Annotated in this window: 14 protein-coding genes and 2 pseudogenes; 9 read left to right on the forward strand and 7 right to left on the reverse strand. The window is 61.2% G+C overall.

The genetic code is table 11. The annotated features are described in order from the left end of the window. Positions 1–13 precede the first annotated feature (13 nt). The 7 genes from ACFQDL_RS02555 to ACFQDL_RS02585 all read right to left on the reverse strand — a co-directional run bounded on the left by ACFQDL_RS02555 (position 14) and on the right by ACFQDL_RS02585 (position 7,159). The gene (locus ACFQDL_RS02555) at positions 14–1,102 is read right to left on the reverse strand and encodes a KpsE/RkpR family capsule polysaccharide export protein (RefSeq protein ID WP_379907680.1); all 1,089 of its coding nucleotides are present in this window, start codon (positions 1,100–1,102) and stop codon (positions 14–16) included. A gap of 51 nt (positions 1,103–1,153) precedes the next feature. Then, positions 1,154–1,837, reverse strand: a complete 684-nt coding sequence (locus tag ACFQDL_RS02560; protein ID WP_379907681.1) for an ABC transporter ATP-binding protein — start codon at positions 1,835–1,837, stop codon at positions 1,154–1,156. After that, positions 1,834–2,565, reverse strand: a complete 732-nt coding sequence (locus ACFQDL_RS02565) for an ABC transporter permease (protein WP_379912827.1) — start codon at positions 2,563–2,565, stop codon at positions 1,834–1,836. The genes ACFQDL_RS02560 and ACFQDL_RS02565 overlap by 4 nt, the downstream gene beginning before the upstream one ends. A gap of 120 nt (positions 2,566–2,685) precedes the next feature. Then, positions 2,686–4,401 (reverse strand): polysaccharide biosynthesis/export family protein, encoded by a 1,716-nt coding sequence (locus ACFQDL_RS02570; RefSeq protein ID WP_379907683.1) that lies wholly within the window; start codon positions 4,399–4,401, stop codon positions 2,686–2,688. 119 nt (positions 4,402–4,520) lie between these two features. Continuing rightward, a complete protein-coding gene (locus ACFQDL_RS02575; RefSeq protein WP_379907685.1) occupies positions 4,521–4,877 on the reverse strand; it encodes a DVU3141 family protein in 357 nt (118 codons plus the stop codon). Positions 4,878–4,928: 51 nt separating this feature from the next. Next, entirely contained in the window at positions 4,929–5,489 is a 561-nt protein-coding gene (locus tag ACFQDL_RS02580) for a hypothetical protein (protein WP_379907687.1), read from the reverse strand. An 875-nt stretch (positions 5,490–6,364) separates the two neighbouring features. Continuing rightward, complete coding sequence (locus ACFQDL_RS02585) at positions 6,365–7,159, reverse strand: hypothetical protein (RefSeq protein ID WP_379907689.1); 795 nt, start codon at positions 7,157–7,159, stop codon at positions 6,365–6,367. A gap of 243 nt (positions 7,160–7,402) precedes the next feature. Here ACFQDL_RS02585 and ACFQDL_RS02590 point away from each other — a divergent pair, with 243 nt between their 5' ends. The 9 genes and pseudogenes from ACFQDL_RS02590 to ACFQDL_RS02630 all read left to right on the forward strand — a co-directional run bounded on the left by ACFQDL_RS02590 (position 7,403) and on the right by ACFQDL_RS02630 (position 15,790). Next, on the forward strand, positions 7,403–8,017 hold the full coding sequence (locus ACFQDL_RS02590; RefSeq protein ID WP_379907690.1) for a TetR/AcrR family transcriptional regulator: 615 nt from the start codon (positions 7,403–7,405) through the stop codon (positions 8,015–8,017). 181 nt (positions 8,018–8,198) lie between these two features. Further along, positions 8,199–8,404 (forward strand): annotated as a pseudogene (locus ACFQDL_RS02595) (dodecin). A gap of 291 nt (positions 8,405–8,695) precedes the next feature. Beyond that, a complete protein-coding gene (locus ACFQDL_RS02600; protein WP_379907692.1) occupies positions 8,696–10,105 on the forward strand; it encodes an ABC transporter substrate-binding protein in 1,410 nt (469 codons plus the stop codon). Further along, positions 10,077–10,679 (forward strand): HAMP domain-containing protein, encoded by a 603-nt coding sequence (locus ACFQDL_RS02605; protein ID WP_379907694.1) that lies wholly within the window; start codon positions 10,077–10,079, stop codon positions 10,677–10,679. The genes ACFQDL_RS02600 and ACFQDL_RS02605 overlap by 29 nt, the downstream gene beginning before the upstream one ends. 164 nt (positions 10,680–10,843) lie before the next feature. Continuing rightward, positions 10,844–12,212 (forward strand): annotated as a pseudogene (locus ACFQDL_RS02610) (putative bifunctional diguanylate cyclase/phosphodiesterase). A 209-nt stretch (positions 12,213–12,421) separates the two neighbouring features. Beyond that, positions 12,422–12,670: a hypothetical protein gene (locus tag ACFQDL_RS02615; RefSeq protein WP_379907695.1), complete on the forward strand. Its 249-nt coding sequence runs from the start codon at positions 12,422–12,424 to the stop codon at positions 12,668–12,670. Positions 12,671–13,509: 839 nt separating this feature from the next. Further along, positions 13,510–13,782: a hypothetical protein gene (locus tag ACFQDL_RS02620; RefSeq protein ID WP_379907697.1), complete on the forward strand. Its 273-nt coding sequence runs from the start codon at positions 13,510–13,512 to the stop codon at positions 13,780–13,782. A 72-nt stretch (positions 13,783–13,854) separates the two neighbouring features. Next, complete coding sequence (locus ACFQDL_RS02625) at positions 13,855–15,294, forward strand: sensor histidine kinase (RefSeq protein WP_379907699.1); 1,440 nt, start codon at positions 13,855–13,857, stop codon at positions 15,292–15,294. A gap of 19 nt (positions 15,295–15,313) precedes the next feature. Further along, entirely contained in the window at positions 15,314–15,790 is a 477-nt protein-coding gene (locus ACFQDL_RS02630) for a hypothetical protein (protein ID WP_379907701.1), read from the forward strand. Positions 15,791–15,792: the final 2 nt, after the last annotated feature.

Consider the following 15,792-nt stretch of genomic DNA (forward strand, 5'->3'; position numbering starts at 1 on the left):
ATTTTCTCTCGGATCAGTCACGATGATCTTTGACGATCAGAACCAGCATCTGGAAAATCAACCCCAGAAACAGCGCAATAATCGCAAACACGATGATGTTGTAGAGACGCCTTGGCTCGATCGAATATTCAGGCAGTGTGGGGCTTTGCAGTACCGATACCTGTTTCAGTTTTCGTGCAGCCTCGATTCGGGTGTTTTCCAGGGCGGCCAGGGCACCTGAATAGCTCTGCTGAGCAAACTGGGCCTTCAGCTCCAGCGTCTGATACTCCGACGATACGGTGTTGAGTGCGCCGCCCGACTGTTGAGCCATCCGCGCCCGCTCAAGGGAGATTTGATTGTTCAGGGCCTGAATCTCTCTTGCGACTTTCAGGACCTCAGGCGAGCGAGCGCTCTGGTAGCTGGCCAAGGCGGTACGTTTGGCTTTCAGGTTCGCAAGCTGAGCCTCGAGGTTGGCAACGACAGCATTGAGGCTTTCTACGGTGCCCGTTGGGGATACCAGTCCGTTCGCGTTCTGATAATCGAGCAGTGCCTGTCTGGCCTCGCTGAACCTGCCGCTGAGCTGGCTGACCTGCTTTTCGAGAAAACGTACCTGCTCTTCTGCAAGGCGCTGCCCCATCGCATTCATATGCGCCTCACCTTCGCTGAGAAGCAGGGATGCAATCGCATGTGCCATACCGGGGCTGAAAGCTTCCACGCGAATGCGCAGTACCTGTGCATAGTCGTCCAGCTCAACGGCTATCCGCTTCAGGTAATACTCGTGTACCTCCTCGATGGGCGCATCCTCCTCCATGAGACGCGAGAATACATCGATATCGCTGCTGGAGTAATGCTGACGAAAGTCCAGCTCTGCATCGACCTTGCGCAGCATATCGACCGACAAAAGATAGTCACGCAGCAGCAGCATATCTCCGCTTCCTCCCGCAGCTCCACTCAACAGTGAAGAGAAGCTGAGGGTAGGCGGAGCGATCTGCGGGCTTTCAAGCACGACGTTCGATTCGGATACATATCGATCGCTGGCCCAAACCGACCAGTACAGGGTGACCGCCGCTATGGAAACCAGACAGAAAAGCCAGTATGGGTAACGCTGTACTAAGTGCTTCATTTTAATTTAAACCCAATAAACTTGTGCCAAATACGGTTTGTATATTCGTCGCTACTGCGTTCCGGCCTTTGACTTCAGAGGAGCGGAGTCATGGTAGGCTGCGATGGCGTCATTGATGTTATCGAACCAGACAGCAGATCCCTGATGGAGCAATATTCCGGCCTGACACAGTTCTTTAAGAATCCCTTCACTGTGGGAAACCATTATAAGGCTGCTTTTCCCGATCCGGCTCTTGAAAGCCTCTTCCGCTTTCTGCCTGAAAGTACGGTCACCGACTGCAGTCGCTTCATCGGATAGATAGACATCGAAATCGAAGGCAAGCGACAGGCCAAACGCCAAACGGGCACGCATCCCCGACGAATAGGTTTTAACCGGCTCGTCAAATGCTTTACCTATCTCTGCAAACTCCTCTACGCGACGAATGACCTCTCTGAGATCGTGCTGCCCGCCATGGATGCGTGCAACGAACTTGACGTTCTGCCGCCCCGTCATCGACCGTTGAAAGCCCCCGCTCAAGCCGATGGGCCAGGATACGCTGCAGTCCCGGGTGATCTCCCCGCGGTCCGGATTATCCATCCCTCCGATAAGTCGCAGCAGAGTCGATTTGCCGGCACCATTCCGCCCAACCAAACCAACACTGATGTTTGCTGGAATCTCAAGGTTGATATCGCGAAGTACCCAGTCGCTGCCGTGATGATTGTGATAGCGCTTGTACAGATCTTTTATGCGAATCATTGCGCTTTCAGCCTCATCTCGAATCGCAAGTGCAGCATCAGGCCCAGTGATGTCAGGCTCAAGGTCCAGAGCCAGAGATAGGTCAGACTGATACCATCAAGCGAACGATACTCAGCAAAAAAGCTCTGCCTCAGGCTCTCGAGTCCATGAACGATGGGGTTCCAGAGTACATATTGCTGAAGATCATGAGGAACGAAGTTCAACGGAATAATCACCCCCGAGATGATCATCAATGGCAACGAAATAATGCGAACAACACGCCCCATCTCTGGCACCAGGGAAGACAGGGCCGACAGCGTCAGCCCTGCTCCCATACCCAGGGCCCACAGAGACAGCCAGTCGAAGAGAGCTTCCAACGGACTTTCAGGCATTAAACCCACGTCCAGCAAAAGCCCCGCCGCTATAAAGAGGAGGAAAATAAAGGTCTTCAACATGCCTTCCAGGAAGCATCGAACCAGAACCGGGTCCACTGCCTTAACCTGTCGGTAGGCAAAAAGTCCTTTGTTGGCTTCAACAGCTCCCAGAGAGCGCATCATATTCTCGCGGAACAGGAAAAAACCGAACAGACCTGTAATCAGCCAGGGCACGAAGTCCGCTCCGGCGATATGCTTACCGCCCATGATCAGCGTCCGGATAGCCACCATAATGAGGACCAATGCGATCGGTTCGGCCAGCATCCAGAACCAGGCCATACGGTCGGCCATGGTGCGGGCGACGGCTTCGCGCATAAAGAGCGCGTACCAGACCGATCTTGTGACCTGCCAGGGAGTACGGGTTTTCAAGACATCAAACTCCGTAAAATGAAGGCGCGGGCCAGGAGCCCGCGCGGGGTATCGCGTGAACGAAGATCAGAGATCGATCGCAACTTTGGTGGCGATGGCGATCTGGTAGATGATCTGCGAGAGGCTGGTCGCCAGCTGCAGGTTCTTGGTCGGGACCATCGGCAGCACCAGGATTTCGTCGCCCGGGCGCAGCGCGACGTCGTCGGCGTTGCGGACTTCGCCGTTCTGGCGCACGACCAGGATATGGTCGTCGTCGGCATGCTGGGTGAAGCCGCCGGCGCCTTCGATATAGTCCTTGACCGAGACACCCGGGGTATAGACCACGGACTGGGGCACCAGCACCTCGCCGCTGATCAGCAGGGAGTCGCTGTATTCCGGCAGGGTGATGACGTCGCCGTCCTGCAGGCGGATATCGGTGATGCGGTCGTTGTGGGCGACGACCAGTCGGCCGCTCGGCTCGACCTGGGAGGCGCGTTCGACGAACTGGCTGATCAGCTCGGCTTCACGGACGCGGATCTCGGCTTCCTGCGGCGTCGCGGATGAAGCCCCCAGGTAGGTGGTCTCGAGGCGGCGCAGGCTTTCGTCCAGCGACTGCTGCTGGCGCTCGGCGACGCTGAGGCGGCGCAGCGAGATGCTGCGCACGTCGGTCAGCTCGCGCGGCACGGCGACATTGTCCAGCAGGTCGTGCAGCCGGGTGTTCTTCGGCACGGCGTAACGGGACGGACCGTAGTAGCTGCCCTCGAGCTGCACGACGATGGTCTCGTCGCGCATATCGGCGCTGAACAGCACTTCGTCGCCGTCCTGCAGTGTCTGTGCACCGAACTCGGCGGTGGTGTAGTAGAGCGATACCGGGCCGTCGGTGCGACTGCCGCGCAGCAGTACGTGGGTCACGTCCGGTTTCAGCCGGGCCAGCCCCAGCAGCGAGTTGCCATTGAGGCTGTCCGGTGACAGTTCGTAACGGTAGTCGCGCTCGACATCGCCGGTGACGGTCACCGCCGGTCCGCGCTCGGCCACGACGATGGTATCGCCGTCGCGGAACTGCGGCCTTGCCAGATCACCGTTGAGCAGGAAGTCGTAGAGGTCGGCGCGGGCGATGACCTTGTTGTTGCGCAGCACCTCGATCTGGCGGTAGCTGCCCAGCTGGTCGTCGATGCCGCCGGCCTGATCGAGGAAGTAGAGCAGCGAGTCGCTAGGCGTGCCGGCATAGCGGCCGGGGTTCTCGACGTAGCCGGTGACGAAGACGGCGACCGGCTGGACGCCCTGCAGGTTGGTGTAGACCTGGACGTTCTCCGGATAGACAGAGCGTACCGCCGAGGTGACCCGGCTGTTGAGTTCGCCGTTGGTCAGGCCCTGGACCTTGATCGGGCCGATCGCCGGGATGAAGACATTGCCCTGGGCGTCGACCGGCAGCACACGCTCGATCTCGACCGCGCCCCAGACCCGCAGGGTGATCTGGTCGCCCGGTACCAGCTTGTAATCCGGATTGAGGCCGTCGGCCCGCACGCCGCGGAAGCCGCCGGTGAACAGGTGGGCGCCGAAGGGACGCAGCTCGTCACCCGCAACGGGCCCACGCAGCTGGGACGGATCGGCATAGGTGCCGGTACGCCAGTTGGTACCGGCCTGCTCCTCTATTTCCTTTTTCTCGGGCACCGCTTCGGCCTGCTGATAGGTCGGCAGGATCGAGGCCTCGATGCCGATGGCGCTCGCGCTTTGGGCGCCGAGACCCAGGGCCGCCGCCAGCAGTGGCGCGCCAAGGGCTTTAAGATTAAATACTGATCTCATATTTGGATTTCCTAGATCACGGATGGCGGTTACGCCCCCGATCTTCGTCGCTTGACGGTTAAGCGTTCGGGTAGCTTCGACACGGCCCGCGGCAGGTGGACATCAATTCTATGGCTTCGTTACCGAAGTGCCCGCACCGCGACCCACTGGCCGCTTCCGCCTTCGCAGGCGAGCCAGCGTGCAGGCGCCTCGTCGGTCATCTTGCTGACCACCAGTTCACGGCAGTAGCGGCCGCTGGCGGCATAATAGGGAGACTGTGCCGTCACTTCGACATTGTCACCCCAGTAGCTGCTGGCGAAGAAGCGGGTCGACTGGGCCGCGCCCTGTGCCAGGAACTCCGAAACCTCGGAAGACAGGGCCTCGCCCTTGGTAACCAGCGGCTCGCCGCCGACATAGGAAGAGGCATCATAGGCTCCCCGGGGCTGGGAGCTGCTGCAGCCGGCGACCGCGATGGCGGTCAGCAGGCCCAGGGCCACGCGGGCCAATCTGTTGGATTTTCGATACATCGGTTACAGAAACCCCTCGATTCAAATTTCGGGTGCAGCCCGGCGGCCTTGCCGGCCGAGCGCGGCAATCAGCGCATCGCCAAGCGCAATGAACGCCAGCTCGCTGACCGCGGAAAACAGATAGTCAGGGCAGCCGCTGCGATCGATACAGACCGGCAGCTGTACCCGGGTACAGGTCGTGAACGACTCTTCCTCACCACCGAGTATGACGATGGGGCCTTCGAATCGCGCCAGGGCCGCCAGCCAATGAGCCGGCTCCGGGTCGACCAGCAGAAGCAGATCCTGCTCGCACAGATGACCAGCCAGTTCATCCGGCGCAGGTCCTGCAACAGGACGAGCATCGAAGCCCGAGGCCTCGAGTGCGGCGGCAATGGCAACACCGGCACGGGCCAGGCTTTCGGGCACGGCGACCACAACCTGCCCGGTGCAGGCGTCCAAAAGACGTGCGGCCCCGGCGAAATTGTCGCCGATCGAGCCGGAAAGCCGATCGATGAGCCGGGCCTGTTCTTTCAGGCTCGCGTGGGCACGCTGCAGCATCTCACCGCCGGCGTTCATCAATGCAGATATGGATAGCTCGGACATCCCGCTCTCTTTTCAAAGACCTCGTTCGAGTCCATGACAGGACAGGAATGGCCTATATTGTTCCAAACGACTTCCCGAAAAGCCCTCAATCATGCGTTCAGAGCGCGGCCGGGAGCACGGGCCCGGTCGGCGCCGAGCAGGGAGTTTACTACCCTGCCGCGGGGGCTCACAAGGTATGGGCTTGGCGGAGCGAGCGTCCGCCACGTCGTGCCAAAGCATTCGCGGCGAGGCGCCACTCCCACAGTTCAGACACGCTACCGCCCGAAGGTTGTTCGTCGGGCAATCCTCAACACCCCGGGTGCAATTTGTTGGTTCTCGGGCCCGCACTGGTTACTTTTCGTACGGGCGCCCGAAAAAAGCTCTCAATGATTCCAGACTTTGGCCCTACTGGCCATAGGAGATTTTCCTAAGAGCTCTCTATAGCTGTTATGCCAAGAGCCAAACGGAAAATTCGGAAAGAACCATATCCGGATTTACCAAGGCAAGATGCGCGCCAATGGAAACGGCCGAAATATTACCGTTTGAAGATGACAGGAAGGTGTCTGGGTGACGGGTGAATCGTAGGGTGCTGGTTATCGCCATGGATGGCGGAAGGCCGCCCCGCGTGAATCCGAACGCGGCCCGCCTGTCAATGCAGGAGCAATTGCCAGAGAAGCGAAGCGCACCGGGACAGGTTATTTGCCCACAAAGTGGGCTCCCACAGTGGGCACCGAGGCCATTAACCCGCCGTAGGAGCCCGGCCCCCGGGCGAATACCGTTGACATCGAGGCTATTCACCCACCGTAGGAGCCCGGCCCCCGGGCGAATTCAGTTGGCATTGAGATTATTCGCCCACAGAGTGGGCCCAAAACAGTGGACTCCCACAAAAAATATGCTCAGGAGTCAGGCGCAGGCGCCAGACGCAGGCCGAGGGCCCCGTACTCCGGAGTCTCCCCTTCCAGTACCAGGGTGCCGTCGAGACGGCGGCTGAACAGCCTGACCCGCTCTTCAGGCTGGCCGTCGCGGTGCAGCAGGTGCAGCATCAGTTTGCCGCTCGGCAGCCAGCGCCAGACGCCTTCGCGGACCACCTGCGGCTGATCGTCGTGAAAATTCTCCTGCATCTTCGCCGAACCGTCACTTTCCAGCGACAGACCGATGGTGCGCACCGGCCCCTGCTCGGTCACCAGCTCGCTGAAATACTGCCCGGGCAGTGAACGCCTCGCCAGGTCACCGAAGCGTGCGCAGCCACGATAGACCTGGTCATCGAGCTTCATCACGGCGCGTATGCCATACCAGACACCGGTCCGGTCCTCGCATTCCCCGTCGACCAGCCCCAGCTCCACACGATGCTCCTGCCGACCGCCCCTGAGTGTCCCCTTCCACTCGCGGTCGTAACGCCCCCAGGGCGACTGCTCCTCGACCCGGAAGCGCAACCTGAGCAGCTGCGTCTGATCCCGCACCTCCAGAAGCCCGGCGGCCAGGTCCGCATCCCAGTCCGGGTCGGAGCCCGCCACCCTGAGCTCGATACCGTCGAGCTCCGCCCGGCAGGCGCGGGCGTCGCCACCGACCAACAGCAGGCGGACGACCTCCCCCGCCGGCGTTGCTTCCAGCTCGGTGTAAACCGGCAACCCCGGCAATGCCGCCTGCTCGCGGTAACGGCGCTGGAGCCGCCCATCCGTATCCTTTAGCATGAGCTCCTGCCGGGAATAGCAGGGCCTTAACAACCAGCCGTCACCCTTCGACACAAGCTCGCCGCGATAAAAGACCCCGCTGTCCGGTGCGACGGGGGCCTGCAATGTGCCACAGCCGTAGAACAGGGGCAGCAAGATTGTGTATAAAATCAATTGCTTGTTTAAAACACTCATCTTATAAAGACACATCTCAACCGAATATTTATATAATCGACGCGCACCCGGGAAATCAAGGATACATCAATGGCCAGACCAGCAGAATTTGATCGCACCGAGGTGTTGGACGCGGCCCTCTCGGTATTCTGGCGCTGCGGCTACCACGCCACCTCGGTCAGCGCTCTGGTCAGTGCCACCGGCCTCAAGCCCGGTTCACTCTACGGTGCCTTCAAGAGCAAACGCGAGCTCTTTCTCGAAGTGATCGATCTCTATGCCGATCGCCAGTTGCACTGGGTACAGCATTGTCTCGGCGCCACCATTCCGCCACTGCTGGCGATTCACCGCTTTTTTGTCGAGTTCCGCACCAAGCTGATACTCGAAGTCGACGGGCGTGGCGGCCTGATGGCCAAGACACTGCTCGAGCTCGGCCCCCAGGACGACGATATACGCCGCCACCTGTGTTCCCGCCTTTCGCTGATGGAACAGGAGTTCGCGAATGCCCTCGAGCGCGCCCAGCTGCTGGGCGACCTGCCCGCGACGGCCAGTCCGGCGGATCAGGCGGCTTTCATCATGAGCAATGTTTCGGGACTTTGTGTGCTCAACAGCCGCAAGGTCCAGGTGGACCGGTACGACAGCGTGATTCGCCAGATGCTGCTAGCGCTGGCACCGGAGTACGACTGGCCGGCGCTGGATACCCCCTGAGGCTGCGACGGCCTGCATATCGACTGCCGGATCCAGGGCATCGGGTCGGAGTTTCGCACGCCGGCCAGCCCGATGCGGGCGAACGGAAGCCAGCGGGGAAGAATTATGCGGCCCGATCATCGACGAACCGCGGACCCGCTGCTATTGGTTAAGGGGCCATTCCCAAACGAGAGGAAGCCCCATGTCCGACCATGTTTACAAGCTCATAGAGGTCGCCGGCTCGTCAGCCGTCGGCTACGACGACGCCGTACAGAAAGCCGTGACCAAGGCTGCCGCCTCCTGGACCATCTCGACTGGTTCGAGGTCAAGGAGATGCGCGGTCACATCCGCGACGGCAAGATCGCCCATTACCAGGTGGTGGTGAAGATCGGCTTCCGGCTGGATTGATTGACGGGTTACGCCTAAGTGTTCGGTGCGCATCGCTTCGCTCAGCAGCACCCTACGTGGCCGGACAGCCTGTAGGGTGCCGGTAAGCGAAGCGCACCGCACCGCCTGCCCCCGTCACCCGTAACACATCACCCTCCCTGCCCTTTGGTCAAAAAATAGCTATAATGGCGCGCCGTCGCTGTCTGACGACAGAAGCGTGCCGGAGGAAGCCGGCATGCCGCTCGGGACGGCTGGAAATAACAACAAGAAAAGCGGCCGCAATCGGCCTCGACAAAACAGGGATAGGTTCAGATGTCCATACGCGAATTACTCCGCCTGGGCGCGATCGTGGCCGTTTTGCTGGCAACTTCGGTGCCGGCCCGGGCGATGAGCGTGACCTTTATCAACCCCGGAAAACAGGGCGAGGTTTTCTGGGATATGGTGACCCGGACCATGGAAGCGGCGGCCCGGGACCTCGACATCGAGCTCGATGTGATCTACGCCGAACGCAACCGGGTGCAGATGCGGACCCTGGGCCTGGAGCATATCGCCCGGCACCGGCCCGACTACCTGGTGCTGGTCAATGAGGAGCAGGCGGCCGAAGAGCTGGTCGCGGCGGCCGATGCCGCCGGCATCCGTACACTGATGCTGCTCAACAGTTTCACCGACGAGCAGCGCGGCCGGGTCGGCGAGCCCCGCGGCCGGCTGAAACACTGGCTCGGCTCCCTGACGCCGGACAATGCCAGTGCCGGGCGGCGCATGATGAAGGCGTTGCAGCACTGCGCGCAGGAACGCGGACTGCCCGCGCCCCGGCACCTGCTGGCCATTGGCGGCGACAGGGTCACGCCGGCCTCGCTCGACCGCAACGCGGGCATGCTCGCCGAGCTCGAGCGCCAGCCCGATACGGTGCTGGATCGCTTTCTCTACGCCAACTGGAATCAGACCGACGCCCGCGAGGCCACCGCCCAGTATCTGCAGTGGGCACAGCGCAACCAGATCCGCCCGGCCCTGATCTGGGCGGCCAACGATCCCATCGCCGCCGGCGCCATCGACGCGCTCGAGGCGGCGGGGCTGTCCGCCACCGAGGATATCTGCGTCGTCGGCCTGAACTGGTCGCAACAGGGCCTGACCCTGTTGCAGCAGGGCAAGCTGCAGCTGACCGATGGCGGCCACTTTCTCGCCGGCGGCTGGGCCCTGGTACTGCTGCGCGACTATGACCGCGGCCTGGACTTCTACACGCCGGACAATGGCGGCCAGCTGCGCTTCGCGATGCAGAGCATCGAGCCTGCAACCTGGCGCCCTACCTCGAGCACTTCGGCGACGGCGACTGGGACCGCATCGATTATCGTCAACTGCTGCGCACCTCCGCGGACGGCGCCCCCTACGACTTTTCACTGGCCCGGCTGCTGCGCAGCCTCGAGCGCCCGCGCCGCAACGGCGACACCGGTCGGCAGGCATTGCAGCCATGATTCGCAAACGTCACTCGATTCGCTTCAAGTTCCTCTACATCATGCTCTGCGGCATGCTGGCCGCACTGCTGCTGTCGCTCAGTTACTCGCTCTACATCAGTGCCCGGCACTCCGCTCTGGAGTCGGCCGAAAAGCAGAAGGTCGTCGGTGCCTATGCCCGCCTGCTCGCCGAACCGGTGTGGAACTTCGACAACGATGCGATCGCCGCCATACAGCGGGCACTGATGACCGATTCCGACATGCTGCGCGTTGAAGTGCTCGACGAAGGCCTGCATCCCGTTGCCGACCGCCATTCGCCACTGTGGGAGGAGATCGCCGATACCCGCGTCATCGAGCAGCCGATTCTCTATCGCAATGCCCATATCGAGCAGCAGGCCGGACTGCTGCGTGTAACGGTCGGCCAGACCCGGCTCTACAATTCCATCCGCCAGCAGATCGAGGAGATCAGCATCCTGCTGTTCTCCCTGGTTCTGGCGGTGCTGATCTGCACCTGGATCATTCAGACCCGGGTCATCGGCCGCCCGCTGAACCGGCTGCTCGAGACCATCATCACGTCAAGGGAGCGCCCTTTTCAGCGTCTGCACTGGCCGATTCCGGACGAGTTCGGCCGCATCAGTGCCGCCTTCAACCGGATGCAGGACAACCTGGAACAGCAGCACCGGGCCCTGGCCGAGAGCGAGCTGCGCTTTCGCTCCCTCTACAATCGCACACCCGCGCTGCTGCTGATCCTGTCCCGCGACGGCACCATTATCGACACCAGCGACCACCTGCTGGAGTTCCTCGGCTTCAACCGCAACGACCTGATCGGCACCCCCTGGCACAACTGATGACCCGGGATTCCCTCCAGCAGCATGGCGACCGGGTGACGCGGATGCTGGCCGAGATCGGCGAGCTGAGCAACCTGCCGCTGCAGATCCGCTGCGCGCGCCAACAGCCGATTGAAGTGCTGCTGCGTGCCACCCTGCAGGACGACCAGCAGATCCTCGCGGTGATGACCGATATCACCCGGCTGAAGCAGGCACAGCAGCAAATCGACCATCAGGCCAATTTCGACCCCCTGACCGGACTGCCCAACCGCCACCGCTTCCGCCAGACCCTGGAACAGCTGATGGCCCGGCCGGATCCGGCACTGGCGCTGCTGTTCCTCGACCTCGACCACTTCAAGTGCGTCAACGATATCTTCGGCCACAGCACCGGCGACCAGTTGCTGATCGAAGCCAGCGAGCGCATCCGGGAAAGCCTGAGACCCCAGGATATGCTGGCGCGCCTGGGGGCGACGAATTCGCGCTGATCCTCGAGCGGGTGCATCAGGGTGACGCGGCCGAAGAGGTGGCACGACGGGTGCTGTCCCGGCTGGTGCGTCCCTTCCACCTCCAGGACAGCGAGATTTTCGTCTCCTGCTCGATCGGCATCGCCCTGGCGCCGCGCGATGCCGACACGCCGGAGCAGCTGCTGCAAAACGCCGATATCGCCATGTACCGCGCCAAGGAGGGCGGCCGCAACCGCTACCAGCTGTTTTTGCCGGAGCATCAGCAGGCCGCCCGCCACCGGCTGTCGATGGAACAGCTGCTGCACCATGCGCTCGATGACGATCTGCTCGAACTGCACTATCAGCCGATCATGCGACTGGAGGACAGGGGACTCGCCGGGGTCGAGGCACTGCTGCGACTGCGCCACCCCGAACGCGGCCTGCTGCCGCCCGCCGAATTCATTGCACTGGCCGAGGAGACCGGCCTGATCGTACAGCTCGGCGCCGGGCACTGCACCAGGCGATCGAGCAGTTCGCCGCTTGGCAGGGCCAGCCGGGCGCGCCCGGCTTCGTGTCGGTCAACGTCTCGACCCGCCAGTTCCAGTCCCGTCAGTTTCTGCCGTCGGTCCGCTATGCCCTCGAGCGACACGGAATCGCCGGCCACTGCCTGACACTGGAAATCACCGAAAGCCTGCTGATGCACGACAACCAGAACAACCTGCGCATCATGCAGACCCTCGCCGAACTCGGCTGCCGCATCGCGATCGACGATTTCGGCACCGGCTACTCCGCCCTCAGCTATCTGCAGAAATTCCCGCTCAGCGTGCTGAAGATCGACCGCAGCTTTACCCGTGACTGCGCCACCACCGGACCGCACCGGGGCCTGATCGAGGCGATCATCAACATGAGCCGCAGCCTCGGCCTCGAGGTGGTGACCGAAGGCATCGAAACGCCGGACCAGCTCGAATACCTTTGTCGCCACAGCGAACTCCAGGGCCAGGGCTACTACTTCAGCGAACCGCTGAGTGGAGACGCCTTCGGCAGCCGTTTTCTGGGCGCCCCACGTCGGCATTCAGATACGATCCAAGTAGCTGTTTTTGAAGAAGAATAAACGTCCCCACCCAACACTGTCTCGATTTCGCAACACCTTACCCGCGAAACCGGGCCCGAATGCCGGACCCAGCCCCACCCGGCCCCAGAGAATACGGTATAACATACTGTTTTATAAAGATTTTTATTATACTGGCACATTTTTTGTTTAGTTTCTGTAAAGCTAACCGTAAATCCATTTACGACTCAGAATCCACAAGGAGTGCCTAGATGAAAAAATCCGCCCTGCTGCTTTCAGGCGTACTGGTTGCCGCCGCCGCTCTCGCCGTCGCCAATGAAGCGATGAAACCGAGCCCGGTCCAGCAACTCGAGCTGGCTCCACAGGAGATCGAGTCGGACGACAGCCAGCATGCAGACCTTGTGGCGCCGGAACCGGAGCCACAAGCCGAAACCGACACGACGGCGGACCTGTTCTCCGCGCCTGCCAGCTCCGCGGTCGATGCAGGGCCCTCCTCGTAGGTTGGAATGATGCCCCGAAGGGGCGAATTCCGACAGACCCGGATATCGCAACCCGGAATTCGCTTCGCTCATTCCAGGCTACGGGCTGAGCAGAGCAACCGCCATGGATGGCGGGAGGCCGCCCGCGGGAAGATCGGTATTGCAGGAGCAAATACCGACGAATCGTGCCAGTTCAAGATGCAGTTCGCTTCGCTCCCGTAGGTTGGAATGATGCTCCGAAGGGGCGAATTCCGACACACCCGGACATCGCAACCCGGAATTCGCTTCGCTCATTCCAGGCTACGGGCTGAGCAGAGCAACCGCCATGGATGGCGGGAGGCCGCCCTGCGGGAAGATCGGTATTGCAGGAGCAAATACCGACGAATCGTGCCAGTTCAAGATGCAGTTCGCTTCGCTCCCGTAGGTTGGAATGATGCCCCGAAGGGGCGAATTCCGACAGACCCGGACATCGCAACCCGGAATTCGCTTCGCTCATTCCAGGCTACGGGCTGAGCGCAGCAACCGCCATGGATGGCGATAACCAGCACCCGACATGTTCGGGAAGACCCTGGGATGCCGCGACGCGCACCGCCGACACTGTTGCAAATTTCTAACAGGCGTTTAATCTTGATGTATCCATACAGAGACACTGTAAGTATTTGATTTTAAATACTTCTTGTCATTCCACCCCTTAACTGTCGCCCGCCGGGGACAAAAAAACCGCCGCAAGGCGGCGACACTGCCTCGCCACAGACGACAGAAATTCATAACTATTTGTTTTAATTGATGTTTTTAAGTTCAGGCACGGAACTTGTTGTAATTCCTGCAGTTTTGTATCCGTACCGACATGGAGTGCTCGTATGAAGATGGTTGCCGCCCTGCTGGGCAGCGCTTCGCTGTTTTCCGTTCTGGTCATCGCCAAAGGCTCGATCGAAGCCGCACAGGCCGACACTGCCGCGCCGACCGCCAACCCGGCGGCGCCCGTGTTCAATCAGCTCGATCGCAATGCCGATGGCAAGCTCAGTTTTCTCGAAGCCCGGCAGGACGCTCGGCTGATCGATACCTTCTATCGTATGGACCTGGACCTCGACGGCTTCCTGAGTCCTTACGAACTCGGCCGACTGAGCAATTGACGACCAGAGTTGCAGCCCATCGAACGGCACCCCATTGTCGCCACTTAACGACAGTCGAAAAATGATGGATAATTGAACACTTTCATCAAGCTGCAGACGCCAACCATGAGCCGCACCCACCGCTGGCGAGCCGGATCATTCAGGCAGCTCCTGCTGCTGGCATTCCTGCTGGTCGTCACGCCGCTGGGCGTTCTGCTGGTACAGGCCAGCAACGAGCTGGTCACCCAAGCACGCCAGGGACGCGAGGAAGCACGGCTGTCACTGGATATCAGCCAGCGCAACCTGCAGCTCGATATCCTGGCCGAAGACATCCTGCGCTCGGCGCGGCAATATGCCATCGTCCAGCGGGAAGAGATCCGCGTGCGCCTGCAGGAGCAGATTGCCGATTACCGCAACCTGCTGGATATTCAGAGTTTCCTGCTGGAAGGCAACGCCGTGATTCCGACGCTGCACGACACCCTGAACCTGATCGAGCAGGCCCAGGACAGCGAAATCGGCACCCCGCTGCTGGAACAGCTGGTGCTGCTGACCGACGAGCTCATCACCCAGAGCAACCGTCAGCTCGAGCAGCGGCTGGCGGAGCTGGATCTGCAGGCCCGCAGCACCCAGCAGGCGCTCTGGCTGCTCGGCGCCATCCTGATCGCCCTGTCGGCGCTGATGATGCTGTACTTCAGCGTGCGCATCAGCCACCCGGTCAGCGTGCTGATCGAGCGGATCCGCGCCCTGGGCCACGGCCACCCGCGCAGCGAAACGCCGCTGCGCGGGCCGCGGGAACTGGTCGACCTGAACGATCAGCTGGACTGGCTGGCCGGCCACCTGCAGGAACTGGAAGAGGAAAAACAGCGTTTTCTGCGCCATATTTCACATGAGCTGAAAACGCCGCTGACCACGCTGCGCGAGGGCTCGGACCTGATGGCCGAAGAAGTGGCCGGCCCGCTGTCCGACAATCAGCGCGAAATCGTGGAACTGATTCAGCGCAACAGTTTCGAACTGCAAACGCTGATCGAACAGCTGCTGGACTACAACCGGCTGCAGCAGCCCAATGCCCTGAGCATTCGCAGCACCAGCCTGAACAGCTGCATAGACGCGGCGTTGCAACCTCACCGGCTGCTGATGGAACAGAAACAGATCCGGCTCGACCTGCCGGCAAAGGACGCCCACTGGCAGACCGACCGCCCCATGTTGCACAGAATTCTCAGCAACCTGGTCTCGAATGCGATCTACTACGGAGACGAGAGCGGGGAGCTCAGCGTCCGCTATCAGGTAAGGGACAACCAGATGCAGATCGATATCGGCAACATCGGCCCCACCATTCCCGAGAACGAGCTCGAGCATATTTTCCGGCCGTTCTACCAGGGACAGAATCGCCGCCGCGGCCCGCTGAAGGGCTCCGGCATCGGCCTGAGCGTCGCCCAGGATGCGGCCAACGCCCTGGGCGCCCGACTCTCGCTTGCCCATAACACCGACCACCGGGTCGTGTTCAGAATTACGTTACCTGCGGTGAGTGACTGATATGTCGAGAAAACTGCTAATGATGCCCCTGCTGCTGGGATTGCTGGGCTGCCAAACGACCGGAGACCTGATACCGCTGACGACCACAGGCGGCAGCGGACCGGCCTGCTATGTCGACGACGACCAGCTGACGGAACTGCTGGATCAGCAATACCGCTATCAGCAGGCCGGCGGCAACAACCCGCGCCTGCAGCAGCTCGCAGCGGCACGCCAGAATGGAAACAAGGCGCTGGAGGGACTGCTGCTGACCAGCCCGGCATCGTCGCCGGAGCAGGTTACCAGGGGCGCGGCACTGCTCGGCAGCCTGCCGCTCTATCCGGACGCCCACTGCATGGCCGACCGTTATCTGTACCTGCATCTGGGCCTGGTCCGGCAGGGCCTGGGCCGCCAGACGCAGCTGAATGCGAAAAACACAGAGATTGTTGAACTGAAACGCAAGATCGAGGCGCTGACCGATCTGGAACAGCAGATCACCCGACAGCGCAAGGATTTATAATG

It is taken from the genome of Marinobacterium aestuariivivens, assembly GCF_042661465.1.
GTDB classification, from domain to species: Bacteria; Pseudomonadota; Gammaproteobacteria; order Pseudomonadales; family Balneatricaceae; genus Marinobacterium_A; species Marinobacterium_A aestuariivivens.

Excerpts from the sequence above, each read along its gene's own strand:
- ACFQDL_RS02565 (WP_379912827.1), bottom strand. The coding sequence starts at position 2,565 with ATGCGCGAAGCCGTCGCCCGCACCATGGCCGACCGTATGGCCTGGTTC.
- ACFQDL_RS02590 (WP_379907690.1), top strand. The coding sequence starts at position 7,403 with ATGGCCAGACCAGCAGAATTTGATCGCACCGAGGTGTTGGACGCGGCC.
- ACFQDL_RS02630 (WP_379907701.1), top strand. The coding sequence starts at position 15,314 with ATGATGCCCCTGCTGCTGGGATTGCTGGGCTGCCAAACGACCGGAGAC.
- ACFQDL_RS02615 (WP_379907695.1), top strand. The coding sequence starts at position 12,422 with ATGAAAAAATCCGCCCTGCTGCTTTCAGGCGTACTGGTTGCCGCCGCC.
- ACFQDL_RS02570 (WP_379907683.1), bottom strand. The coding sequence starts at position 4,401 with ATGAGATCAGTATTTAATCTTAAAGCCCTTGGCGCGCCACTGCTGGCG.
- ACFQDL_RS02580 (WP_379907687.1), bottom strand. The coding sequence starts at position 5,489 with ATGTCCGAGCTATCCATATCTGCATTGATGAACGCCGGCGGTGAGATG.
- ACFQDL_RS02555 (WP_379907680.1), bottom strand. The coding sequence starts at position 1,102 with ATGAAGCACTTAGTACAGCGTTACCCATACTGGCTTTTCTGTCTGGTT.
- ACFQDL_RS02620 (WP_379907697.1), top strand. The coding sequence starts at position 13,510 with ATGAAGATGGTTGCCGCCCTGCTGGGCAGCGCTTCGCTGTTTTCCGTT.
- ACFQDL_RS02605 (WP_379907694.1), top strand. The coding sequence starts at position 10,077 with ATGACCGATTCCGACATGCTGCGCGTTGAAGTGCTCGACGAAGGCCTG.
- ACFQDL_RS02600 (WP_379907692.1), top strand. The coding sequence starts at position 8,696 with ATGTCCATACGCGAATTACTCCGCCTGGGCGCGATCGTGGCCGTTTTG.
- ACFQDL_RS02585 (WP_379907689.1), bottom strand. The coding sequence starts at position 7,159 with ATGCTAAAGGATACGGATGGGCGGCTCCAGCGCCGTTACCGCGAGCAG.
- ACFQDL_RS02560 (WP_379907681.1), bottom strand. The coding sequence starts at position 1,837 with ATGATTCGCATAAAAGATCTGTACAAGCGCTATCACAATCATCACGGC.